18 protein-coding genes and 1 pseudogene are annotated in these 16,358 nt (G+C 72.9%); 9 read left to right on the plus strand and 10 right to left on the minus strand.

The window, feature by feature from the left end; genetic code table 11:
- The first annotated feature begins 114 nt into the window (after positions 1 to 114).
- Positions 115 to 624 (plus strand): HAD domain-containing protein, encoded by a 510-nt coding sequence (locus MPTA5024_RS03970; protein WP_036323076.1) that lies wholly within the window; start codon positions 115 to 117, stop codon positions 622 to 624.
- 18 nt (positions 625 to 642) lie between these two features.
- Here the strand turns inward: MPTA5024_RS03970 and MPTA5024_RS03975 are convergent, their stop codons facing one another.
- Positions 643 to 897 carry a PASTA domain-containing protein gene (locus tag MPTA5024_RS03975; protein WP_051457676.1) on the minus strand — a complete coding sequence of 85 codons (255 nt, stop codon included), beginning with the start codon at positions 895 to 897 and terminating at the stop codon, positions 643 to 645.
- A gap of 224 nt (positions 898 to 1,121) precedes the next feature.
- Here MPTA5024_RS03975 and MPTA5024_RS03980 point away from each other — a divergent pair, with 224 nt between their 5' ends.
- On the plus strand, positions 1,122 to 1,859 hold the full coding sequence (locus MPTA5024_RS03980) for a GntR family transcriptional regulator (protein ID WP_036319957.1): 738 nt from the start codon (positions 1,122 to 1,124) through the stop codon (positions 1,857 to 1,859).
- Positions 1,860 to 2,034: 175 nt separating this feature from the next.
- On the opposite strand, the gene frc is transcribed toward MPTA5024_RS03980, so the two are convergent.
- The gene (gene frc, locus MPTA5024_RS03985; protein WP_036319960.1) at positions 2,035 to 3,258 is read right to left on the minus strand and encodes a formyl-CoA transferase; all 1,224 of its coding nucleotides are present in this window, start codon (positions 3,256 to 3,258) and stop codon (positions 2,035 to 2,037) included.
- Positions 3,259 to 3,266: 8 nt separating this feature from the next.
- Positions 3,267 to 4,943 (minus strand): thiamine pyrophosphate-binding protein, encoded by a 1,677-nt coding sequence (locus tag MPTA5024_RS03990; RefSeq protein WP_036319962.1) that lies wholly within the window; start codon positions 4,941 to 4,943, stop codon positions 3,267 to 3,269.
- 170 nt (positions 4,944 to 5,113) lie between these two features.
- Here MPTA5024_RS03990 and MPTA5024_RS03995 point away from each other — a divergent pair, with 170 nt between their 5' ends.
- Complete coding sequence (locus MPTA5024_RS03995) at positions 5,114 to 5,635, plus strand: TrmH family RNA methyltransferase (RefSeq protein WP_036319965.1); 522 nt, start codon at positions 5,114 to 5,116, stop codon at positions 5,633 to 5,635.
- Between the two features lie 11 nt (positions 5,636 to 5,646).
- On the opposite strand, the gene MPTA5024_RS04000 is transcribed toward MPTA5024_RS03995, so the two are convergent.
- The 4 genes from MPTA5024_RS04000 to MPTA5024_RS04015 all read right to left on the minus strand — a co-directional run bounded on the left by MPTA5024_RS04000 (position 5,647) and on the right by MPTA5024_RS04015 (position 9,851).
- Entirely contained in the window at positions 5,647 to 6,567 is a 921-nt protein-coding gene (locus tag MPTA5024_RS04000) for an ADP-ribosylglycohydrolase family protein (RefSeq protein WP_157099283.1), read from the minus strand.
- A 64-nt stretch (positions 6,568 to 6,631) separates the two neighbouring features.
- Positions 6,632 to 7,660: a PD40 domain-containing protein gene (locus MPTA5024_RS04005; protein ID WP_036319968.1), complete on the minus strand. Its 1,029-nt coding sequence runs from the start codon at positions 7,658 to 7,660 to the stop codon at positions 6,632 to 6,634.
- Positions 7,657 to 8,967 (minus strand): MFS transporter, encoded by a 1,311-nt coding sequence (locus MPTA5024_RS04010; protein WP_036319972.1) that lies wholly within the window; start codon positions 8,965 to 8,967, stop codon positions 7,657 to 7,659. The genes MPTA5024_RS04005 and MPTA5024_RS04010 overlap by 4 nt, the downstream gene beginning before the upstream one ends.
- A 2-nt stretch (positions 8,968 to 8,969) precedes the next feature.
- On the minus strand, positions 8,970 to 9,851 hold the full coding sequence (locus MPTA5024_RS04015) for an alkaline phosphatase family protein (protein ID WP_036319974.1): 882 nt from the start codon (positions 9,849 to 9,851) through the stop codon (positions 8,970 to 8,972).
- 106 nt (positions 9,852 to 9,957) lie between these two features.
- Between MPTA5024_RS04015 and MPTA5024_RS04020 the strand changes: the two genes are divergently transcribed.
- Positions 9,958 to 10,461: an NUDIX hydrolase gene (locus MPTA5024_RS04020; RefSeq protein WP_036319976.1), complete on the plus strand. Its 504-nt coding sequence runs from the start codon at positions 9,958 to 9,960 to the stop codon at positions 10,459 to 10,461.
- A 65-nt stretch (positions 10,462 to 10,526) separates the two neighbouring features.
- Positions 10,527 to 11,030 carry a nucleotidyltransferase domain-containing protein gene (locus tag MPTA5024_RS04025; RefSeq protein WP_198166937.1) on the plus strand — a complete coding sequence of 168 codons (504 nt, stop codon included), beginning with the start codon at positions 10,527 to 10,529 and terminating at the stop codon, positions 11,028 to 11,030.
- 14 nt (positions 11,031 to 11,044) lie between these two features.
- Here MPTA5024_RS04025 and MPTA5024_RS04030 read toward each other — a convergent pair.
- The 3 genes and pseudogenes from MPTA5024_RS04030 to MPTA5024_RS04040 form a co-directional block, all read right to left on the minus strand.
- Positions 11,045 to 11,971 (minus strand): annotated as a pseudogene (locus tag MPTA5024_RS04030) (DUF7916 family protein).
- Positions 11,972 to 12,064: 93 nt separating this feature from the next.
- Positions 12,065 to 12,388 carry a hypothetical protein gene (locus MPTA5024_RS04035; protein WP_157099284.1) on the minus strand — a complete coding sequence of 108 codons (324 nt, stop codon included), beginning with the start codon at positions 12,386 to 12,388 and terminating at the stop codon, positions 12,065 to 12,067.
- 65 nt (positions 12,389 to 12,453) lie between these two features.
- Positions 12,454 to 12,927, minus strand: a complete 474-nt coding sequence (locus MPTA5024_RS04040; protein ID WP_036319980.1) for a MarR family transcriptional regulator — start codon at positions 12,925 to 12,927, stop codon at positions 12,454 to 12,456.
- Between the two features lie 68 nt (positions 12,928 to 12,995).
- On the opposite strand from MPTA5024_RS04040, the gene MPTA5024_RS04045 reads away from it, so the two are divergent.
- The 4 genes from MPTA5024_RS04045 to MPTA5024_RS04060 are packed head-to-tail and all read left to right on the plus strand — an operon-like array spanning position 12,996 to position 16,287.
- Positions 12,996 to 13,889: an alpha/beta fold hydrolase gene (locus MPTA5024_RS04045; RefSeq protein WP_036319983.1), complete on the plus strand. Its 894-nt coding sequence runs from the start codon at positions 12,996 to 12,998 to the stop codon at positions 13,887 to 13,889.
- A 57-nt stretch (positions 13,890 to 13,946) separates the two neighbouring features.
- Entirely contained in the window at positions 13,947 to 14,531 is a 585-nt protein-coding gene (locus tag MPTA5024_RS04050; RefSeq protein ID WP_036319985.1) for a hypothetical protein, read from the plus strand.
- Complete coding sequence (locus MPTA5024_RS40595) at positions 14,528 to 15,175, plus strand: hypothetical protein (protein ID WP_036319988.1); 648 nt, start codon at positions 14,528 to 14,530, stop codon at positions 15,173 to 15,175. The genes MPTA5024_RS04050 and MPTA5024_RS40595 overlap by 4 nt, the downstream gene beginning before the upstream one ends.
- Positions 15,172 to 16,287: a hypothetical protein gene (locus MPTA5024_RS04060; RefSeq protein WP_036319991.1), complete on the plus strand. Its 1,116-nt coding sequence runs from the start codon at positions 15,172 to 15,174 to the stop codon at positions 16,285 to 16,287. The genes MPTA5024_RS40595 and MPTA5024_RS04060 overlap by 4 nt, the downstream gene beginning before the upstream one ends.
- The last annotated feature ends 71 nt before the right edge of the window (positions 16,288 to 16,358 follow it).

Here is a 16,358-nt window from a genome sequence, read left to right on the forward strand (position 1 = left end):
CGGATCCGATCGTAACGCCGGTCGCCGGCGCCCCTCCCGGCTCTCGCACCACCCTCGTACGGTCCGGGAACGAAACGCGTGGCTCTCACCGAGGCGGGCGGCGAAGATGGGGCGATGGCGATCTCCCCCCTCGTGCTGCTGGACGTGGACGGAGTGCTCAACCCGTCGCGCCGCTCGTCCCCGCGCTTCCGGCGGCACACGTGCGTCCTCGACGGCCGGACCCACCCGCTGCTGCTCGACCCCTCCCACGGCCGGGCGCTGCTGACGCTCGCCCGCGATACGGGCGCGGAGCTCGCCTGGGCCACGACGTGGAGCGAGGACGCCAACCGGGAGATCGGGCCGCGCATCGGGCTGCCCCGCCTCCCGGTCGTCCCGTTGGACGCCAACACCCCTGTCCCGGCGAAGGTGCACCCCAAGACGGTCCACGTGGCGGAGTACGTGCGGGGACGGCCGTTCGTGTGGTTCGACGACGACCATGGCGAGGCGGACCGGGAGTACCTGCGTGCGCACGCGGACGTCGGCGACTTCCTCCTCGTCGACGTGGACTTCCGGCACGGCCTGGGGCCCGCCCATCTGGACACGGCCCGGGACTGGCTCACCGCGCGGGCGTCGACGGGCGGGTGACACGGTGGGTCACGCGGTTCAGCCCTCGGGAAGCTCGGACTCCAGCGCGCCCTCGGGTGGGATGGGACGGCGGGGCTCGCGGACGCCGCCGGGATCGCCGGGGTCGTGGCGGACCCACACTGTGACGGTCGCCCAGCGGTGGAGCCGGGTGCCGGGAGGCGGGGCCTGCGAGACGACGACGCCGTGCATCACGGGGTCCGGTCCGTCGGGGTCGGGCCCCTGGAGAAGCAGCCCATGGTCGTGACCGGCGAGCCAGGCGTTCAGCGCCTGCATGCCGCGGAAGTCCGGAACGACGATCTCGTCGGAATGGTCCAGCTCAGGTCACCCGCAGCCCAGGGTACGGCCGCCGGCCCGGCCCGGACAAGGCCGCCGTGCGTGTCCCGTCCGGATCGGCACGCCTGCGCGTGCGACGGGTACACAGAAGTGATCACGCGGGAAGCGGCACGAATGGAACTGTATGCTGTAGGCGGTCGACGAGAAACCGTGAGGTCTCCACCGTGACAACGCCCCAGCCGAGCGCGGCCGCGAAGATCCCCCGCCCCGTCCCGCTGCGGGAGAGCGTCTTCGAGGCCCTGCTCGAACTCATCATCTCCACCCAGCTCAAGCCGGGCCAGCACCTGGTCGAGAACGAGCTCGCCGAGCTGCTGGGCGTGTCCCGCCAGCCGGTGCGGGAGGCCCTGCAGTTGCTCAGCGGCGAAGGCTGGGTCGACCTCCACCCGGGCCAGGGCGCGTTCGTCCACTCCCCCAGCGCCGAGGAGGCCGACCAACTGCTCGCCGTGCGGGCGCTGCTGGAGACGGAGTCGGCCCGGCTGGCGGCGCGCAACGCGGACGAGAAGGGCGTCGCCCGCCTCCGCGACCTGTGCGCCCAGGGCCTGGCGGCGGTCGAGGCCGACGACGTCGACGCCGCGGTCGCCCTCAACTCCACGCTGCACGCCACCGTGGTGGAGCTGTCCGGGAACGCCGTGCTGGGCGACCTCGCCGCCCAGGTGTCCCGGCGCGTCCGGTGGTACCACACTCCTGTGGCCCGGCAGCGGGGCCGGACGTCCTGGGAGGAGCACGAGGCGCTGATCGATGCCATCGCCGCCCACGACGCCGACCGGGCGGCCGAGCTCATGAAGCGCCACACCGAGCAGACCCGCGACCTCTACCTGAACCAGCTCGGCGAGGAGCACCCGCCGCAGCCGCTGCCCGCCCGGCGCAGGCGCCGCCGCTCCTCGGCCTCCTTCGGCAGTTGACACGGATGTCACCTGCCGCTCGCGCCGGTGAAACACATCCCCCCGACGATGGAGTCGGGTGGATCGATCGCACGACGTCCGGCGACGCGCCGGCCTTCCGAGGACAGGGGATGCCTCATCGGGCCGGTCGCGTCGCCGAACGCCTCCCTTCGTCTCCCGGCGCGTCCCACGCCTGCTAGATCACCCCGTTCGTCTTGAGCTCGGCCAGCTCGCCGGGCGTGACGCCGAGGGCCGCGTAGATCTCCTGGTTGTGCTCGCCCAGCAGCGGCGAAGCGGTGACCTCGACCGGCGACGCCGACAGCCGCAGCGGGCTGCCGACCGTCATGAACGAGCCGCGCTCGGGGTGCTCGACGCTGACCACGACACCCTCCTCGCGGAGGCTCTCGTCCTCCATCAGCTCGCGGGCGGACAGGATCGGCCCGCAGGGGATGTCCTCCGCGTTGAGCCGGTCGAGAACGGCCCACTTGTCCTGGTGCATGCTCCACTCCTCGATGAGCTGGAACAGCTTGTCCAGCTTGGACAGGCGCGCCTCGGGCGTCGCCCACTCGGGGTCGTCGGCCAGCTCGGGACGCCCGATGATCCCGGCGAGGGCCCTCCAGCCCACCGGCTGGACGATGACGTAGACGTAGTCGTTGGGCCCTCCCGGCGCGCAGCGCACGGCCCAGCCGGGCTGGCCGCCGCCGGAGGCGTTCCCCGACCGCGGCACCTCGTCGCCGAACGTCCGGTTCGGGTACTCGCGGAGCGGCCCGTGGGCCAGCCGCTGCTGGTCGCGCAGCTTCACCCGGCACAGGTTGAGGACGGCGTGCTGCATGGCCACCTGGACCCGCTGGCCGCGACCGGTCCGCGTCCGCTGGTAGAGGGCGGCCAGGATGCCGGCGACGGCGTGCACCCCGGTGCCGGAGTCGCCGATCTGCGCGCCGGTGGCCAGCGGCGGGCCGTCCTCGAAGCCCGTGGTGCTCATCGAGCCGCCCATCGCCTGGGCGATCACCTCGTACGCCTTGTAGCCGGCGTAGCGGCCGGGCCCGAAGCCCTTGATCGAGGCGTAGACGAGGCGGGGGTTGAGCTCGCTGAGCCGGTCCCAGGTGAAGCCCATGCGGTCGACCGCCCCGGGCCCGAAGTTCTCCACCAGGACGTCCGCCGACTTCACGAGCTCCGTGAACAGCTCTCTGCCCCGCTCGCTCTTCATGTTGAGCGTGATACTGCGCTTGTTGCAGTTCAACATGGTGAAGTAGAGGCTGTCCACGTCCGGGACGTCGCGCAGCTGCCGGCGCGTGACGTCGCCGGTCGGGGCCTCCAGCTTGACCACGTCGGCACCGAGCCAGGCCAGGAGCTGGGTGCACGAGGGACCCGACTGCACGTGGGTCATGTCGAGGACGCGGACGCCTTCCAGTGCCTTCATGCCCCTCCCTACCTGTACATCGTCTGGTTCATGGTCCCGGGGGCGTAGACCTCCGGATCGACCCACACGTTGATCAGTGAGGGCTTGCCCGACGCGCGTGCCCGTTCCAGCGCCGGCCGGATCTCGGCGGGGTCGCGCACCTCCTCGCCGTGGCCGCCGAGAAGCTTCGCGAAGTCGCCGTACCGGATGTCGCCGAGCGTGTTGCCGACCCTGGCCCGCTCCTCGCCGTATTTGGCGGCCTGGCCGTACCGGATCTGGTTCATCGAGGAGTTGTTGCCGACGACGCCGACGAACGGCAGGCCGAAGCGGACCATCGTCTCGAAGTCCCATCCGGTGAGGCTGAACGCGCCGTCGCCGAACAGCGCGACGACCTCCTTGTCGGGCCGGGCGTGCTTGGCGGCCATCGCGAAGGCGACGCCGACCCCGAGGGTGCCGAGCGGTCCCGGGTCCATCCAGTGGCCGGGCGACTTCGGCTGGACGACCTGCCCGGAGAAGGTGACGATGTCGCCGCCGTCGCCGATGTAGATCGAGTCCTCGGTGAGGAACTCGTTGATCTCGTGGACCAGGCGGTAGGGGTCGATCGGCCGGGAGTCCGACAGTTGCCGGGGCAGGCGCTTCTCGTAGGCCCTGGTCTCGACCGCCCGCAGTTCCTCGATCCACTCCTTGCGCCGGGCCGAGCCGCCGTCGATCCCGCCGGAGGCCGCCTGGGCCGCCGCGCTCAGGATCAGCCCGGCGTCACCGACGATGCCGAGGTCGATGTCGCGGTTCTTCCCGACCGTCCGGTAGTCGAGGTCGATCTGGACCACGGTGGCCGTGGGCGACAGCCGCTCGCCGTACCCCATCCGGAAGTCGAACGGCGTGCCGACGACGACGATCAGGTCGGCCTCGGCGAACGCGTACCGCCGCGACAGCTGGAAGTGCAGCGGGTCGCCCGGCGGCAGCGTGCCGCGGCCGGAGCCGTTCATGTACGCCGGAACGTCGAACGCCCGGACGAAGTCGGCCGCCGCGCCGGTGGCGCGGCAGGCCCACACCTGGCTGCCGAGCAGCACGCAGGGCTTCTCGGCGTGCGCGAGCAGGCTGGCCAGCCGCTCGATCGCCTCCGGGTCGCCCGCCTGGCGGGTGGAGGCGCGGTAGCGGCCCGCCTGCGGGATCCGGGCGCGCTCGAGCGGAACCCTGGCGTCGAGCACGTCGCGCGGGATCTCCAGGAACGACGGGCCGGGGGCGCCGTGGTAGCACTCGCGGAAGGCCATGGACACGAGGTCGGCGACCCGCTCGGTAGACGGCACGGTCGCGGCGAACTTGGTTATCGGCGTCATCAGGTCGACGTGCGGCAGGTCCTGCAGCGAGCCCATCTTGTGCCGGCTGAGGGCGCCCTGCCCGCCGATGAGCAGCATGGGGCTCTCCGCGCGGAAGGCGTTGGCGACCCCGGTGACCGCGTCGGTCGTCCCGGGTCCGGCGGTGACGACCGCGCAGCCGGGCTTGCCGGTGATGCGCGAGTAGCCGTCCGCCGCGTGCGCGGCCACCTGCTCGTGCCGCACGTCGATGACGTCGATGCCCTCGTCGACACAACCGTCGTAGATGTCGATGATGTGACCCCCGCAGAGCGTGAAGATCACGTCCACGCCCTCGGCCTTCAGGGCCCTGGCCACGAGGTGACCGCCAGAGATCGTTTCCGGCTCGGACATCGCGCCGTCCTCTCGAAGAAGTTGCCTCCATACTGTATACCGAATGCAGAGTCGACGCGCCTCTTGGGGTGGGTCTATAGTCAACGCGCACGTTGATCTCGTCGATGGCCTGGGCGCGCCGCTGAAAGCGCCCTTCTCATGCACGTCGCCGGAGCCGCCCGTCCCCTCTCGTGAGCGGGCCCGCCGTACGCGTCCGGACACCCGCAGATCTGCGGGGCGAACGACGCCGCCGCCCGCTGCGCTGCCCGGATCATCTCGTCGCCGCGCCGCTGTGGCCCCTGCACGGCGCGAATCTCGGAACCCTGCTGCGCACCTGCGACGCCGTGGGCGCCTGTCTCGCCGTACCTCGCCTGCCGTGGGTGCGGGAGGCGCTGGCACGCGGGAACACGCTGCGCCGTCCCGCCTGCGTGCACTGGACCGGCGACCCGCTGACCTGGCTGGCCCGGCAGCGGGCGGGCGGCCGGCGGGTGCTCGGCGTGGAGCTCGCCGAGGAGGCGGTGCGCCTCGCCGACCTGCCGATGGCCCGCACGCCGACGGTCGCCGTGCTCGGCCACGAGCGCGAGGGCATCCCGCCCGAGGCTCTTGACCTGCTCGACGCGGTCGTGGAGATCCCCATGATCGGCGTCGGGGCGAGCCTGAACGTCGCCGTGGCCGGGTCGCTCGTCCTCTACAAGCTCGCCGGCTTCGCCTGAACGAGCCCCCGTCAGGCGGCCCGGAGGGCGGCCAGCCGCGCCGCCAGCTCGTCCACCTCGGCGTCCTCGGGAAACCACACGCGGTCCCACCACACAGGGCCGCCCTGCCCGGGGGCGCCGCCGAGCACCCCGCCGACGATGGCGGCGACGGTGTCGGTGTCCCCGCCGAGCGTCACCGCGTACGTCTGCGCCTCGACCAGGTCGGTGGACCGGCGGACGACGTGGGCGACGGCGGCGAGGGTCTGGACGGCGTCGATCGTGACGCCTCCGGGCGGCGGCCTCCAGTCCCCCTCGGCGGCCCGCCGCACGTCGTCGAACTCCGGCCGGCCGAGCCATTCGGCCTCGGAGACGGCGGCGTCGAGGATGCCGTCCGTTCCGTCCAGTCCGCGGCTCGCCATCGCGGCGACCAGGCAGGCCGCGCCGATCGCGAGCGGGCTGGGGTGGGTGCCCCGCGCCAGCTCGGCCGCGAGGTCGCGGCGGCGGTGCGGATCGGACGCGGGGACGGCCCAGCCGACCGGCGCCATCCGCATGGCCGCGCCGTTGGTCGCGCCGGTACGGGGGTCTCCGGGCGGCGGTGGAAGCACGCCGGTCGCGGCGAAGTGCCGCAGCGCCAACCGCGTCGTCGGGCCGGTGCCGCGTATCCGGTCGGCCTCGGCGCTGAGCCGGAGCATGAACTCCTCCGCGGCCGGCCGTCCTCCGGTGTCGGCGATCAGCCGGGCCACGAGCATCATCTGCGCGGTGTCGTCGGAGGTGGCCCCTCTCGGCCAGCCCCGCGAGGCCGGGACGTCGAACAGCCGCCCCCGGTCGACCTCTCCGGGCGGGGCGCCCTCCCACGGGACGCCGAGCGCGTCTCCGGCGACGAACGCCCGCATCGCGGCGGCGACGGCGCGGCGGCCCCCCGGGTCTCCCGATGGCGTGGCGGAGTGGGACACCGCTCGATGCTAGCCCGAGCCGGCGAGGGCCCCGCGTCCGTCCCGTGTGGGCAGGCCGCCGGCGTCAGACGAAGGCGGGGTTGAGGGCGGCGACGGCGATCCGGGACGGCCTGCCGGTCCCGTCGGCCGGGACCGACCACAGGTCGTCGCCGAAGTCGCCGGCCAGGCCGTAGAGCACGGTGTTCCCGCCGGCCCAGACGACCTGGTCGTCCACGCTGCGCGTCTCGGCCAGCGGCGTCTCCCGCATGGTCCGCAGGTCCAGCGCGTACAGCCGCCACGGCGCGTCCGGGCTGAGGCCGGGCACGCGCTTCTTGAACACCAGGCGGGTCCCGTCCGGCGACAGCGACGGGCACTCGACGTTGGGGCGCAGCGTGGTCACCGTGCGGGCGGCGACGTCTCCGCGGACGAGGTACGTCCGGCCCGCCGTCGCCAGTGTGGCGTAGAAGTGCCCGTCGTCGGAGAAGGTGACGCCCCACAGGTTCACGTCGGCGGCGTGGTAGGGCCGGCCGTCCTTCACGACCGCGTACGCCTCCAGGCTGGGCGTGAGCGTCCACGTGCGGGTGTCGAGGATCGAGGTCCGGGTGGAGAAGGCGCCTCCGGCGTAGGAGTCGCCGCCCACGAAGACCGTCCAGGCGGCCATGCGGCCGGAGGGCGACACCCGGGTGCGCGACGGGATGCCGGCGAGCGGGAACTCGCGCAGCGTCCGCAGGCGGGAGTCGAGGACGCTCGCCAGGTAGCTCTCCCCCACCGCCGTCTCCTCCTTGCGCAGGCACACGCCGGTTCCGGCGGCGGCGTGGAAGCGGAGGCACCGGACCGCCGCCGCCGTGCGCGGGCCACCGGGGTCGCCGGCCGGCACCGAGACGAGGTCGTCGCGGTACGGCCCCCAGGCCATGTTGCGGAACACCATCCGCCGTCCGCCGCCGTCGAGGGTCACGGCGCCGCCCGCGACGGACGGCCCGCCCTGGTGCGGGCGGTCACGCTGCTCCGCCCGGTCGGCGGCCCGCAGCACGGAGGCGGCTCCGACCGAGCCCAGCAGCGCCACCGCGGCCAGCAGCGTCACGACGCGGGCCCGGCGGGTGAGGCGCGGCGTCATCGGGTCTCCGGACCGCGCAGCGCGTACGCCGCCCATCCGGCGCAGATCGCGAGCCCGCCCGCGGCCAGGGCGAGCGCGGCCCGGTCGCCGATGACGGTCCACGCCGCCCCCACCGCCAGCGAGCAGCAGAAGCGGGCCAGCGCCTGGCCGGTCCCGATCAGCGCGAGGCCGCTCGCCCGCAGGGTGGGCGGCACGGCCCCGGCCGCCGCGGCCGGCAGCACCCCGTCGGTGGCGGCGTAGAAGGCGCCGTGCAGCGCGAGCACCACAACCGGCAGCAGTCCGCTCTGCGCGGGCACGAGCAGCAGGCCGTACGCGAACAGCAGCGCGACGTGGCCGCCGAGGAACACCCGGCGGCGCCCGACGCGGTCGGCCAGCATCCCGAGGGGCAGGGCGAGCAGCAGGAAGGCGCCCGCCGTGCCGAGCGGCAGCAGCGGGAACCAGCGCTCGGCGATGCCGAGCCGGTGCTGCAGCAGCAGGTAGACGAAGGCGTCGCTGACCGTGGTGAGCCCGAGCAGCGTCGCGCAGACGGCGAGCCGCCGCACGTCTGGGCGGCGGAGCAGCGCGAGCGCCGACCGCACGGTGACGGGCTCGGCCTTGGCCTCCTCCGCCTGGGCCTCCTCCGCCTGGGCAGCCTGTCCGGGGACGGCCCGGCCGCTCGGGACGAACAGGAGCAGGACGAGCACGCCGAGGGCGGCCACGCAGAAGCTGAGGGTGAAGACGGCGTCGTACCCGTCCGCGGCCACGCCGAGCACGAGGAACGCGACGAGGGGGCCGAGGAGCGCGCCGCCGGTGTCCATGGCGCGGTGCACGCCGAAGGCCCGTCCCCGGTTATCCGGCGTCGAGTTCAATGAGATGAGCGCGTCGCGCGGGGCCGTGCGGATGCCCTTGCCCGTACGGTCGAGGGCCAGCACCGCGCCGATGGCCGGAAGCGTCTGCGCGAGCAGCAGGAGCGGCTTGCACAGGGCGGACAGGCCGTACCCGGCCACCGCGACGGCCTTGTGCCGCCGCCCCCGGTCGGCCAGATGGCCCCCGAACAGCCGGACCAGCCCGCTGACCCCGTTGTAGACACCGTCCAGGACGCCGAACCCGAGAGGGCTCAGCCCCAGCCCTGCCACCACGTAGAGCGGCAGCACGGCGGTGACCATCTCCGAGGAGACGTCGGTGATGAGGCTCACCGCCCCGAGGGCGACGACGGTTCCGGAGATCGTGCGTGTGATCCGGCCCGGCTGAGCGGCCCGGGCCTCCCGGCCGGCGGGCGCCTCCTCGGACTCGTCGGCGGGCGCCGGGCCGCGTTCAGCCAGGTACAAGCTCAGCTCCAGATTCCGGTGATGTCGGAGGCGGAGGCCGCGTTGCCCGCGTGGGTCGTCAGGCCGGCCATGTCCTCCAGCGTGCGGAGCAGGCTGTAGTGGTTGTAGGTGGTGGACGACGAGCTGCCCGCCTTCACCGCCTGGCCGTACACCACGGCGGCGATGCGGTTGCCGGCGAGCTTGTTGTCCTCGTCGAAGGTGACGATGAGCAGGCTGTTGTTCGACTTCGCCCAGGTCGCGTACGCGCCGAGCTTGTTCTTCAGCCACGTGTCGCCGGTCGAGACCGAGCAGTCGTGCATGTCGTTGCACAGGTTCGGCACCACGAAGGAGACCTTCGGGAGCTTCGTGTAGTCGGTGGGGAACTGCGCGAACGTGTACGCCGTGGAGGTCGGCACGTTGCCGAAGCCGAACCAGGGGTTGTGCTTCTGGGCGTACTTGTTCGAGCTGTTGCTGCAGACGGTCGAGCCCTGGCTGGGCAGGCCCTCGTTGTAGCTCGCCCACGTCTTGCCGGCCGCGATCAGCTCGGAGCCGAGGTTGGCCGCGGAGCTGAAGCCGATCTTCACGCAGCTGTCGTCGGTGATGCCCTGCGTGCTGCCGGAGAACATGGCGTAGTAGTTGGGCTGGCTCGGGTGGGTCTCGGCGTAGAACTGGGTGAGGTTCGCGCCACCCGTCGCCAGCGAGTTGATGTACGGGGCGCTGGAGCTGCCGATGACCTGGGAGTAGGCGTGGTTCTCGAGGACGACGACCACCACGTGGGCGGGCGCGGGGACCGTGGCGGCGGACCCGGCCTCGGCGCCGAGGCCGATCGCGGCGGTCAGACCGAGGGCGGATGCGATCGTGATATAGGTCCTGCGGGAGCGTGCCTTTCCAGCGGATACGACCATGACCGTCCTTCTTAGGGGGGTTGAGAAGCGATGTCAGAGTAGGTCCGCTTGATCGACAAGCCAGCTGAGAAACGGTTAACACCGCCCGAACAGTAAGATCGGGATCATGACGAGCACCGTCACCCGTACCACCGCCCGGGTCCTGCTGGCGGACGCCCAGGACCGGATCCTGCTGTTCCGCTTCCCGGCGCCGGAGCACTGGACGGCCGCCCACTTCTGGGTGACCCCGGGCGGCGGCGTCGACGACGGGGAAAGCCTCCCGGCCGCGGCCGCGCGTGAGCTGGGCGAGGAGATCGGACTCGACGTGCCCGAGGCCCTCCTCGGCCCGGTCGTCGCCTGGACCTCTGGCCCGGCCGAGCTCGGCGAGGATCTCGTGGAGGCCGTCGACTGGTTCTTCTTCCTGCGGGTGGAGGCGCACACGGTCGACGGCTCCCGCCAGGAGGAGCTCGAACGGTCGCAGATCTCGGCCCACCGGTGGTGGACGCTCGACGAACTGGCCCGGACGGACGAGGAGGTCTTCCCCGTGGACCTGCCGCGCCTGCTACCCGGCCTGTTCGCCGGCGATGTGCCCGCCGAGCCCGTACGGCTCCCCTGGCGCCGCGGCGGGTGACGCGGCCCCCGGCGTACCTCGAAAGTGGGTCGACGCGGCGCCGGGCCGCGTGTCACGCTCGTGACGTGTTCGAGACGTCGGAAGTCCTGCGGGTCATGGCGCTGCTGCGCGGCGCGGGCTGCGAGGTGTGGATCGGCGGGGGCTGGGGCGTGGACGCCCTCCTCGGCCGGGTCACCCGGGAGCACCACGACCTCGACCTCGCCCACCGCGCCGACCAGGAGGCCGTGGTCGTCGCGACGCTGGAGCGGGCCGGGTACGCCGAGACGGGCGACGCCCTCCCCGGGCGGCCCGTCCGCTTCGTCATGCGCGATTCCCACGGCCGCGAGATCGACCTCCACCCGATCACGTTCGGCTCGGACGGCTCCGCCGTGCAGCCGGCCGACGAGTCGGGCGGCGTCTTCACCTACCCCGCCGACTGCTTCGTGGTCGGGGCCGTCGGCGGGGCGCGGGTCCCCTGTCTGTCGGCGGACCAGCAGGCGCGGTTCCACCAGGGGTACGAGCCGCGCGAGCGGGACCTGCACGACATGGCCCGGCTGAGCGAGGCCTACGGCGTGGCCGCGGCCTTCTGACGCGCGCCCTTCCCCTATCGGAGGAGGGACATGGCCATGCGGCGGTACGCGTGGCGGCGGCCGCGGATCGCGACGCTGTAGGCGAGGATGTTCTCCGGGACCGTGATGCCGAAGTAGCCGCAGTCGCCCAGGTGGTGGATGTCGGTCCCGGTCATCTTGGCCATCAGCGCGAGCCGCCGGACCGTGTCGGCGTCCGCGCCCTCCTGCGACGTGCCGATCGTCGTCATCGTGAGCGCTCCGGCCGCGTGGGCGGCCGCCACCTATTCCCGTACCTGTGCCTCGTGGCAGCCCGGGACCGTACCCGGCGCGGGCACCAGAACGACGTCGGCCCCGGCTGCGACGAAGCCCTCGACGGCGGCGGCGTCCACGATGCCCGCCCCGGCCTCCGACGCGCTGCCGCCGGCGTGCATCTTGCCGGCCATGACGATCAGGTCGTCGCCCGCGGCGTCCCTGGCCGCGGCCACCGCCCTGGTCAGCGACGCGTTGGTCACGCCCATCCCGGGGTTGCCGGTGAGCACGACGGCGTCGGCGCCGAGAGCGGCCAGGGCGGCGATGTTCTCCGGCGTCGCGAGCCGTCCCGCCTTCTCCCCCGGCCCGAAGTCGTCGTCGGTCACCCGCGGCGCCTCGGGGTCGACCGGTTCGAGGTTGACGGCCACGATCCGCCCGGTCAGCCGCTTGACCTCACGCACCACGTCCTTCGGGGCCGCGTCCACCGCGAAGACCACCGGCTCACGCACGTCGAGCAGGTTGAGGACGACGATGTCCGCCCCCATCCCGGCGGCGAGCTCGGGGTTGCTCACGTCGTAGACGGCGGCCATGACCGGCGCCATCACCTCCGCCGCCACCGTCCGCCCCTCGCTGCCACGGATGGCCGCCAGCTTCTCGGCCCGGCCGTACCCGGCCAGTTCCCGCGCGGTCGTGTCCAGCAGGCGTCTGACCATCGCGCTCTCCCGCCCTTCCGGTGATCCCCGCCAGGCTAGCCGCCGTCCGGCCGCCCGCGGAGCGGCAGCCGTCGGCCTCGCCGCGGCGGCCGCTCAGTCCGCGGTGAAGAAGATCACAAGGCCGATCGCGAGCACGGCGACGGCGAGTCCGAGGAGATTGGCGAGGAGGAATCCCAGAGCCGCTCCGAACCGGCCGTATCCATGGCGAAAACGCCGGGCCTGCCGCAGTCCGGTCAGGGATCCCGCGACCGGTATCGCGACGGCCACGGCCAGCACGGCGGAGGGCGGCCACGGGAACCAGTCGAGGACACTCCAGACGAACAGGGCGTGCAGCGCCGCCGCCAGGATCCCGAACATGAGCACGACCCGCTCGTACGGTGACCGCGCCACATCGGCGCCGCTCTCGTCCCGCTTCACGTCGCGAAGCATCTCATGCGCCGGCGGAGCGGGGGTGGCCTCGACGCCGGCCGGACGGACGAGCGTCAGGTCTGCTGCGAGGTGAGGGCGTCCAGCGCCGTCTGGAGGAAGAGCCGTACCGCCGCCGTCTCGCGCTCGTCGAAGCCGGGCAGCACGGCCACGGTCTTGTCGATGAGCGGGCCGAAGTAGCTCCACCCCAGGTCCTTGGCGCGGTCCTCCACCTTGAGCAGCACCCGGCGCCGGTCGTGGACGTCGCGGACCCGGCTGACCAGGCCGAGCCGTTCGAGGCGGTCGATGACCGCGGTGGTGCCCGCCGAGTTGAGGCCCAGCCCGGCCCCGAGGAAGCCGGCGGTGGCGTCGACCCCGGCCCGCTCGGCGTCCAGCAGGCGGATGAGCGCGCGCACTTCGGTGACGTGCATGCCGTGCTCGGCCGCGAACGCGGCCTGGCGCAGGCCGTACTCCACCGCGACCGCGCGCAGCAGATGGAAGATCTCCAGATCGGGATCGTGGTGCTTCCGCCTCGACCGTGCTGCCGTCACACGTCTCTCCTCACGCATTATCTCGCTGAGCGATATTATCGCTGAGCGAGCTATTTTGGGAGGCGGGTTTGACGACCACCGACGACGCGTTTCTCACGGCCTACGACGCCGTCATGAGAAGGCACTGGCCGGCGTCCACCGAGCAGGCCGAGATCAGCACCCCCTTCGGCACGACCCACGTCAACACCGCCGGCCCACCGGACGCGCCTCCCGTGGTCCTCCTGCACGGCGGCGGGACCACCTCGACCGTCTGGTACGGCACGGCGACGGCCCTCGGGGCGGCGTACCGGGTGCACGCGGTCGACCTCGTGGGCGACCCGGGGCGCAGCGTCGCCGGCGAGCGCGGCATCCGGCGCCTGGGCGACCTTATGGCCTGGCTCGACGCCGTGCTCGACGGTCTCGGCGCGGAGTCGGCGTCCCTGTGCGGCCACTCGTACGGAGGGTGGAGTGCCCTGCACTACGCGGCGCACGCGCCCGGCAGGGTCCGGGCACTGGTCCTGATCGACCCGACGAACTGCTTCACCGGGTTCTCCCGCCGCTACCTGCTGCACGCCCTGCCCATGCTGCTGCGCCCGACCGTGCGGCGGCGCCGCGCTTTCCTCGCCTGGGAGACCCGGCGGGCGGCGCTCGACGAGACGTGGCTGCGCCTGTTCGACCACGCCGCCGGCTTCCCCGCCGCCCGCCCGCTGACCGGCCCGCGGCCCGCCCCCGAGGTCCTGCGGGCGCTCCGGACCCCGGCGCTGCTGCTCCTGGCCGAACACAGCCGGGCCCACGACGCCGGCCGCGTCGCCGCCTCGGCCGCGGCAATCCTGCCCCGCCTGGAGACGGCCGTACTGCCCGGCGCCACCCACCACACCCTGCCCCTGGCGGGGCCTCCGGAGATGGACGCGCGGATCGAGAAATTCCTCGCCACCCACGGCGGCCGACCGGCCGGGCACGACCAGAGCGGCGTGCGCCGGTAACGAAGGGCCTGCCGGGCCAGATGAGGGGGGTACCGGTTCCGGACGGGAGGGGCTCCGATGGCCGCCGACGCCACCACCTGGAACAGTCTCGAGATCGCGAAACTGACCGTGGAGGCCCTCGTCCCGGTCAGCCTGGCGGTGATGGGCTTCCTGTTCACCCGGGCCACGAACCGCCTCGAGGCGAGCCAGTGGCTGAATCAGAAGCTCATCGAGAAGCGCGTCGAGTTGCTGGGCACGGCCCTTCCTCGGCTGAACGACCTGTACTGCTACTTCGCATGGGTGGGCGGCTGGAAGGAGCTGTCCCCGCCGGAGGTCATCGGCCTCAAGCGAGAGCTCGACCGCCTCTTCTTCGCCAACCGCGCCTTCTTCTCCGACTCCGTCCAGACGGACTACGAGGCGTTCTCCCGGGCCCTGTTCAAGACGTACGCCGCGCCGGGCGTCGACGCGCAGCTGCGCACATCCCTGACGTCGCACGACGGCGACCGGGCGCACAGCTACCCGAAGACCTGGCAGGCGGAGTGGACGGCGCTGTTCGCCGACGCCGACGACCGTACGAACCTGGGCTTGGTCAGGGAGCGCTACGAGGCGCTGGTACGGCGCCTCGGCGCCGAGGTGAACCCGGGCGGCGGAGGCGGACGATGATCGTGCAGTGGTGCTGCAAGGGCCTGTCGAACATGCCGTACGGTGCAATCACGGACATCCTGTACGACGAGGTGGGCCTGCGCTGCCGGGAGTGGGCGACGCTTCCCCCCGGCGCCCCCTATTTCATCGACCGGGCCCTGCGCCGGCTGACCGAGCACGACCTCGACCTGCACGTGAACAACTACAGCTACCGCGACCCCCAGACGAGGCGCCCGTTCTACGAGACGACCCCGTTCATCTCGCTGTCGGCCGGATGCGTGGAGCGCGAGACGACGACGAGGACGAACGTCACGCACACGGCGCTGCGCACCGCGCTCATGTTCGCCACCACCGACTACGCGGCGCCCGGCCGGCCTCGCTGCCCCGGCTGGGTGCTGGTCTGCTACGTGCTCGTCGCCCCGAACAAGGCGGTCGCCGTCCCGTCGGTCGCCGAGGAGATCAGGGAGCTCAACCACGCCCGCAACTACTCCGACTGGCACTGGCAGGGGGAGGTCGCGGCCAAGATCAACGTGCCGTCGACCCAGATCCTCTGCGCCATGGGATGGGAGCCGGCTCCCCAGGACCGGTACACGCTCACCCACTTCCTCGTGAACCCGCGCTTCACGCACCCCGCGGCCCTGGTCAACGAACGGAACATGCTGTGAGCCTGCCGCCGTACCTGTGGGAGGCTCTCGCGCTGGACCCGGAGGTGGTGCGCGGGCGCGCCCGGTTCTTCGCGTCCTACGCCACGATGGAGCCTCCTCCCTTCGACGTCCACGACCTGATCCGGCTCGCGCGGGACGGCGTCGCCGGGGCAGGATCGGACGAGATCGTCGATCTCGCGGTCCCGGAGACCGCGGCGGCGAGGGCGATGGTCGAGCGACTGGAGAACCGCGGATCGGCCGGCTCGCGCGAGCCGTGGGTCCGGGTCGCCGAGGAGGCCGACGCGTGGCGCGAGGCGGCCATCGCCCGGCTGCCGAACGACACGGCGAGCGGGAAGGAGGCCCTCCTTCGGGCGGCGGAGGGATACGACCGGCTGGGTCTGCCGTTCGGCGGGTTCCTCGCCGCTTCCGCTGTCGGGGATCGGGAACGTGCCGTCCCGGCCGTCGATGCGCTGTACTCGCTGCTCGGCGTCCGATCGGATGGGCCGGCAGGCGACCAGGGACTGATCGGGCGGCGAGCCGCCCTCAGCGCCGCCGCGCAGCAGATCGCCGCGTTGTTCACGGCCATGGCCGACCCCGGGCTGGTCGCCCACGAGGGCGAGGAGCTCACGGACGCCCTGGCCACGGCCTCACAGGCCACTTCGGCGACTCCCGTCGGCACCACGGGAGAGCCGCTGGCCCTGTGGTGGACGGCGGGCCGCCTGCTCGCGGCGATGATCACTGGGGCCCGGGAGCTCCGCACGGACCTCGCCGCGATTCTGGCCGAGTTGGCCGGCGCTCACGGGCGCCGGCTGCGCACCGCCCAGCTCGACGGATATCACTGGCCGAGGGGCATCGCCAGGGTGAGTCTGGTCGACCTGGACCTCGCGGGCCTCGTCGCCGTCTCCTTCCGCGCCCTGCCGCAGATCGGGAGTCCTCCCTGGGACGTCGCCGAGGACTTCGGGCACCTGCCACCCCTGGCCCGGGTGTCCCTGACGGTGGGCGTGCAGCTGGCGGAGGGAGACAACCCAGCTCCCTCATCCCCGATGCGGCCCTTTCCGCCGGACCCGCCCACCTGGCCGGTACGGCCTGAGACCAGGTGGAGGTCGGAAAGGCCACTGTTCCGGCCGGAGTGAACCCTCGCCTTCGTCGCGACGACCGTCCTCCCGGGGTCGCCGCCGTGCGCGCGTGGCGACCGGCCGGCGGG

This window comes from Microbispora sp. ATCC PTA-5024, from assembly GCF_000511135.2.
In the GTDB taxonomy this organism is placed as follows: domain Bacteria; phylum Actinomycetota; class Actinomycetes; order Streptosporangiales; family Streptosporangiaceae; genus Microbispora; species Microbispora corallina.

Coding starts and splice junctions, on each gene's coding strand:
- MPTA5024_RS03970 (WP_036323076.1), top strand. CDS start 115: ATGGCGATCTCCCCCCTCGTGCTGCTGGACGTGGACGGAGTGCTCAAC.
- MPTA5024_RS03975 (WP_051457676.1), bottom strand. CDS start 897: ATGCAGGCGCTGAACGCCTGGCTCGCCGGTCACGACCATGGGCTGCTT.
- frc (WP_036319960.1), bottom strand. CDS start 3,258: ATGAAGGCACTGGAAGGCGTCCGCGTCCTCGACATGACCCACGTGCAG.
- MPTA5024_RS03990 (WP_036319962.1), bottom strand. CDS start 4,943: ATGTCCGAGCCGGAAACGATCTCTGGCGGTCACCTCGTGGCCAGGGCC.
- MPTA5024_RS04005 (WP_036319968.1), bottom strand. CDS start 7,660: ATGACGCCGCGCCTCACCCGCCGGGCCCGCGTCGTGACGCTGCTGGCC.
- MPTA5024_RS04015 (WP_036319974.1), bottom strand. CDS start 9,851: ATGGTCGTATCCGCTGGAAAGGCACGCTCCCGCAGGACCTATATCACG.
- MPTA5024_RS04020 (WP_036319976.1), top strand. CDS start 9,958: ATGACGAGCACCGTCACCCGTACCACCGCCCGGGTCCTGCTGGCGGAC.
- MPTA5024_RS04050 (WP_036319985.1), top strand. CDS start 13,947: ATGGCCGCCGACGCCACCACCTGGAACAGTCTCGAGATCGCGAAACTG.
- MPTA5024_RS40595 (WP_036319988.1), top strand. CDS start 14,528: ATGATCGTGCAGTGGTGCTGCAAGGGCCTGTCGAACATGCCGTACGGT.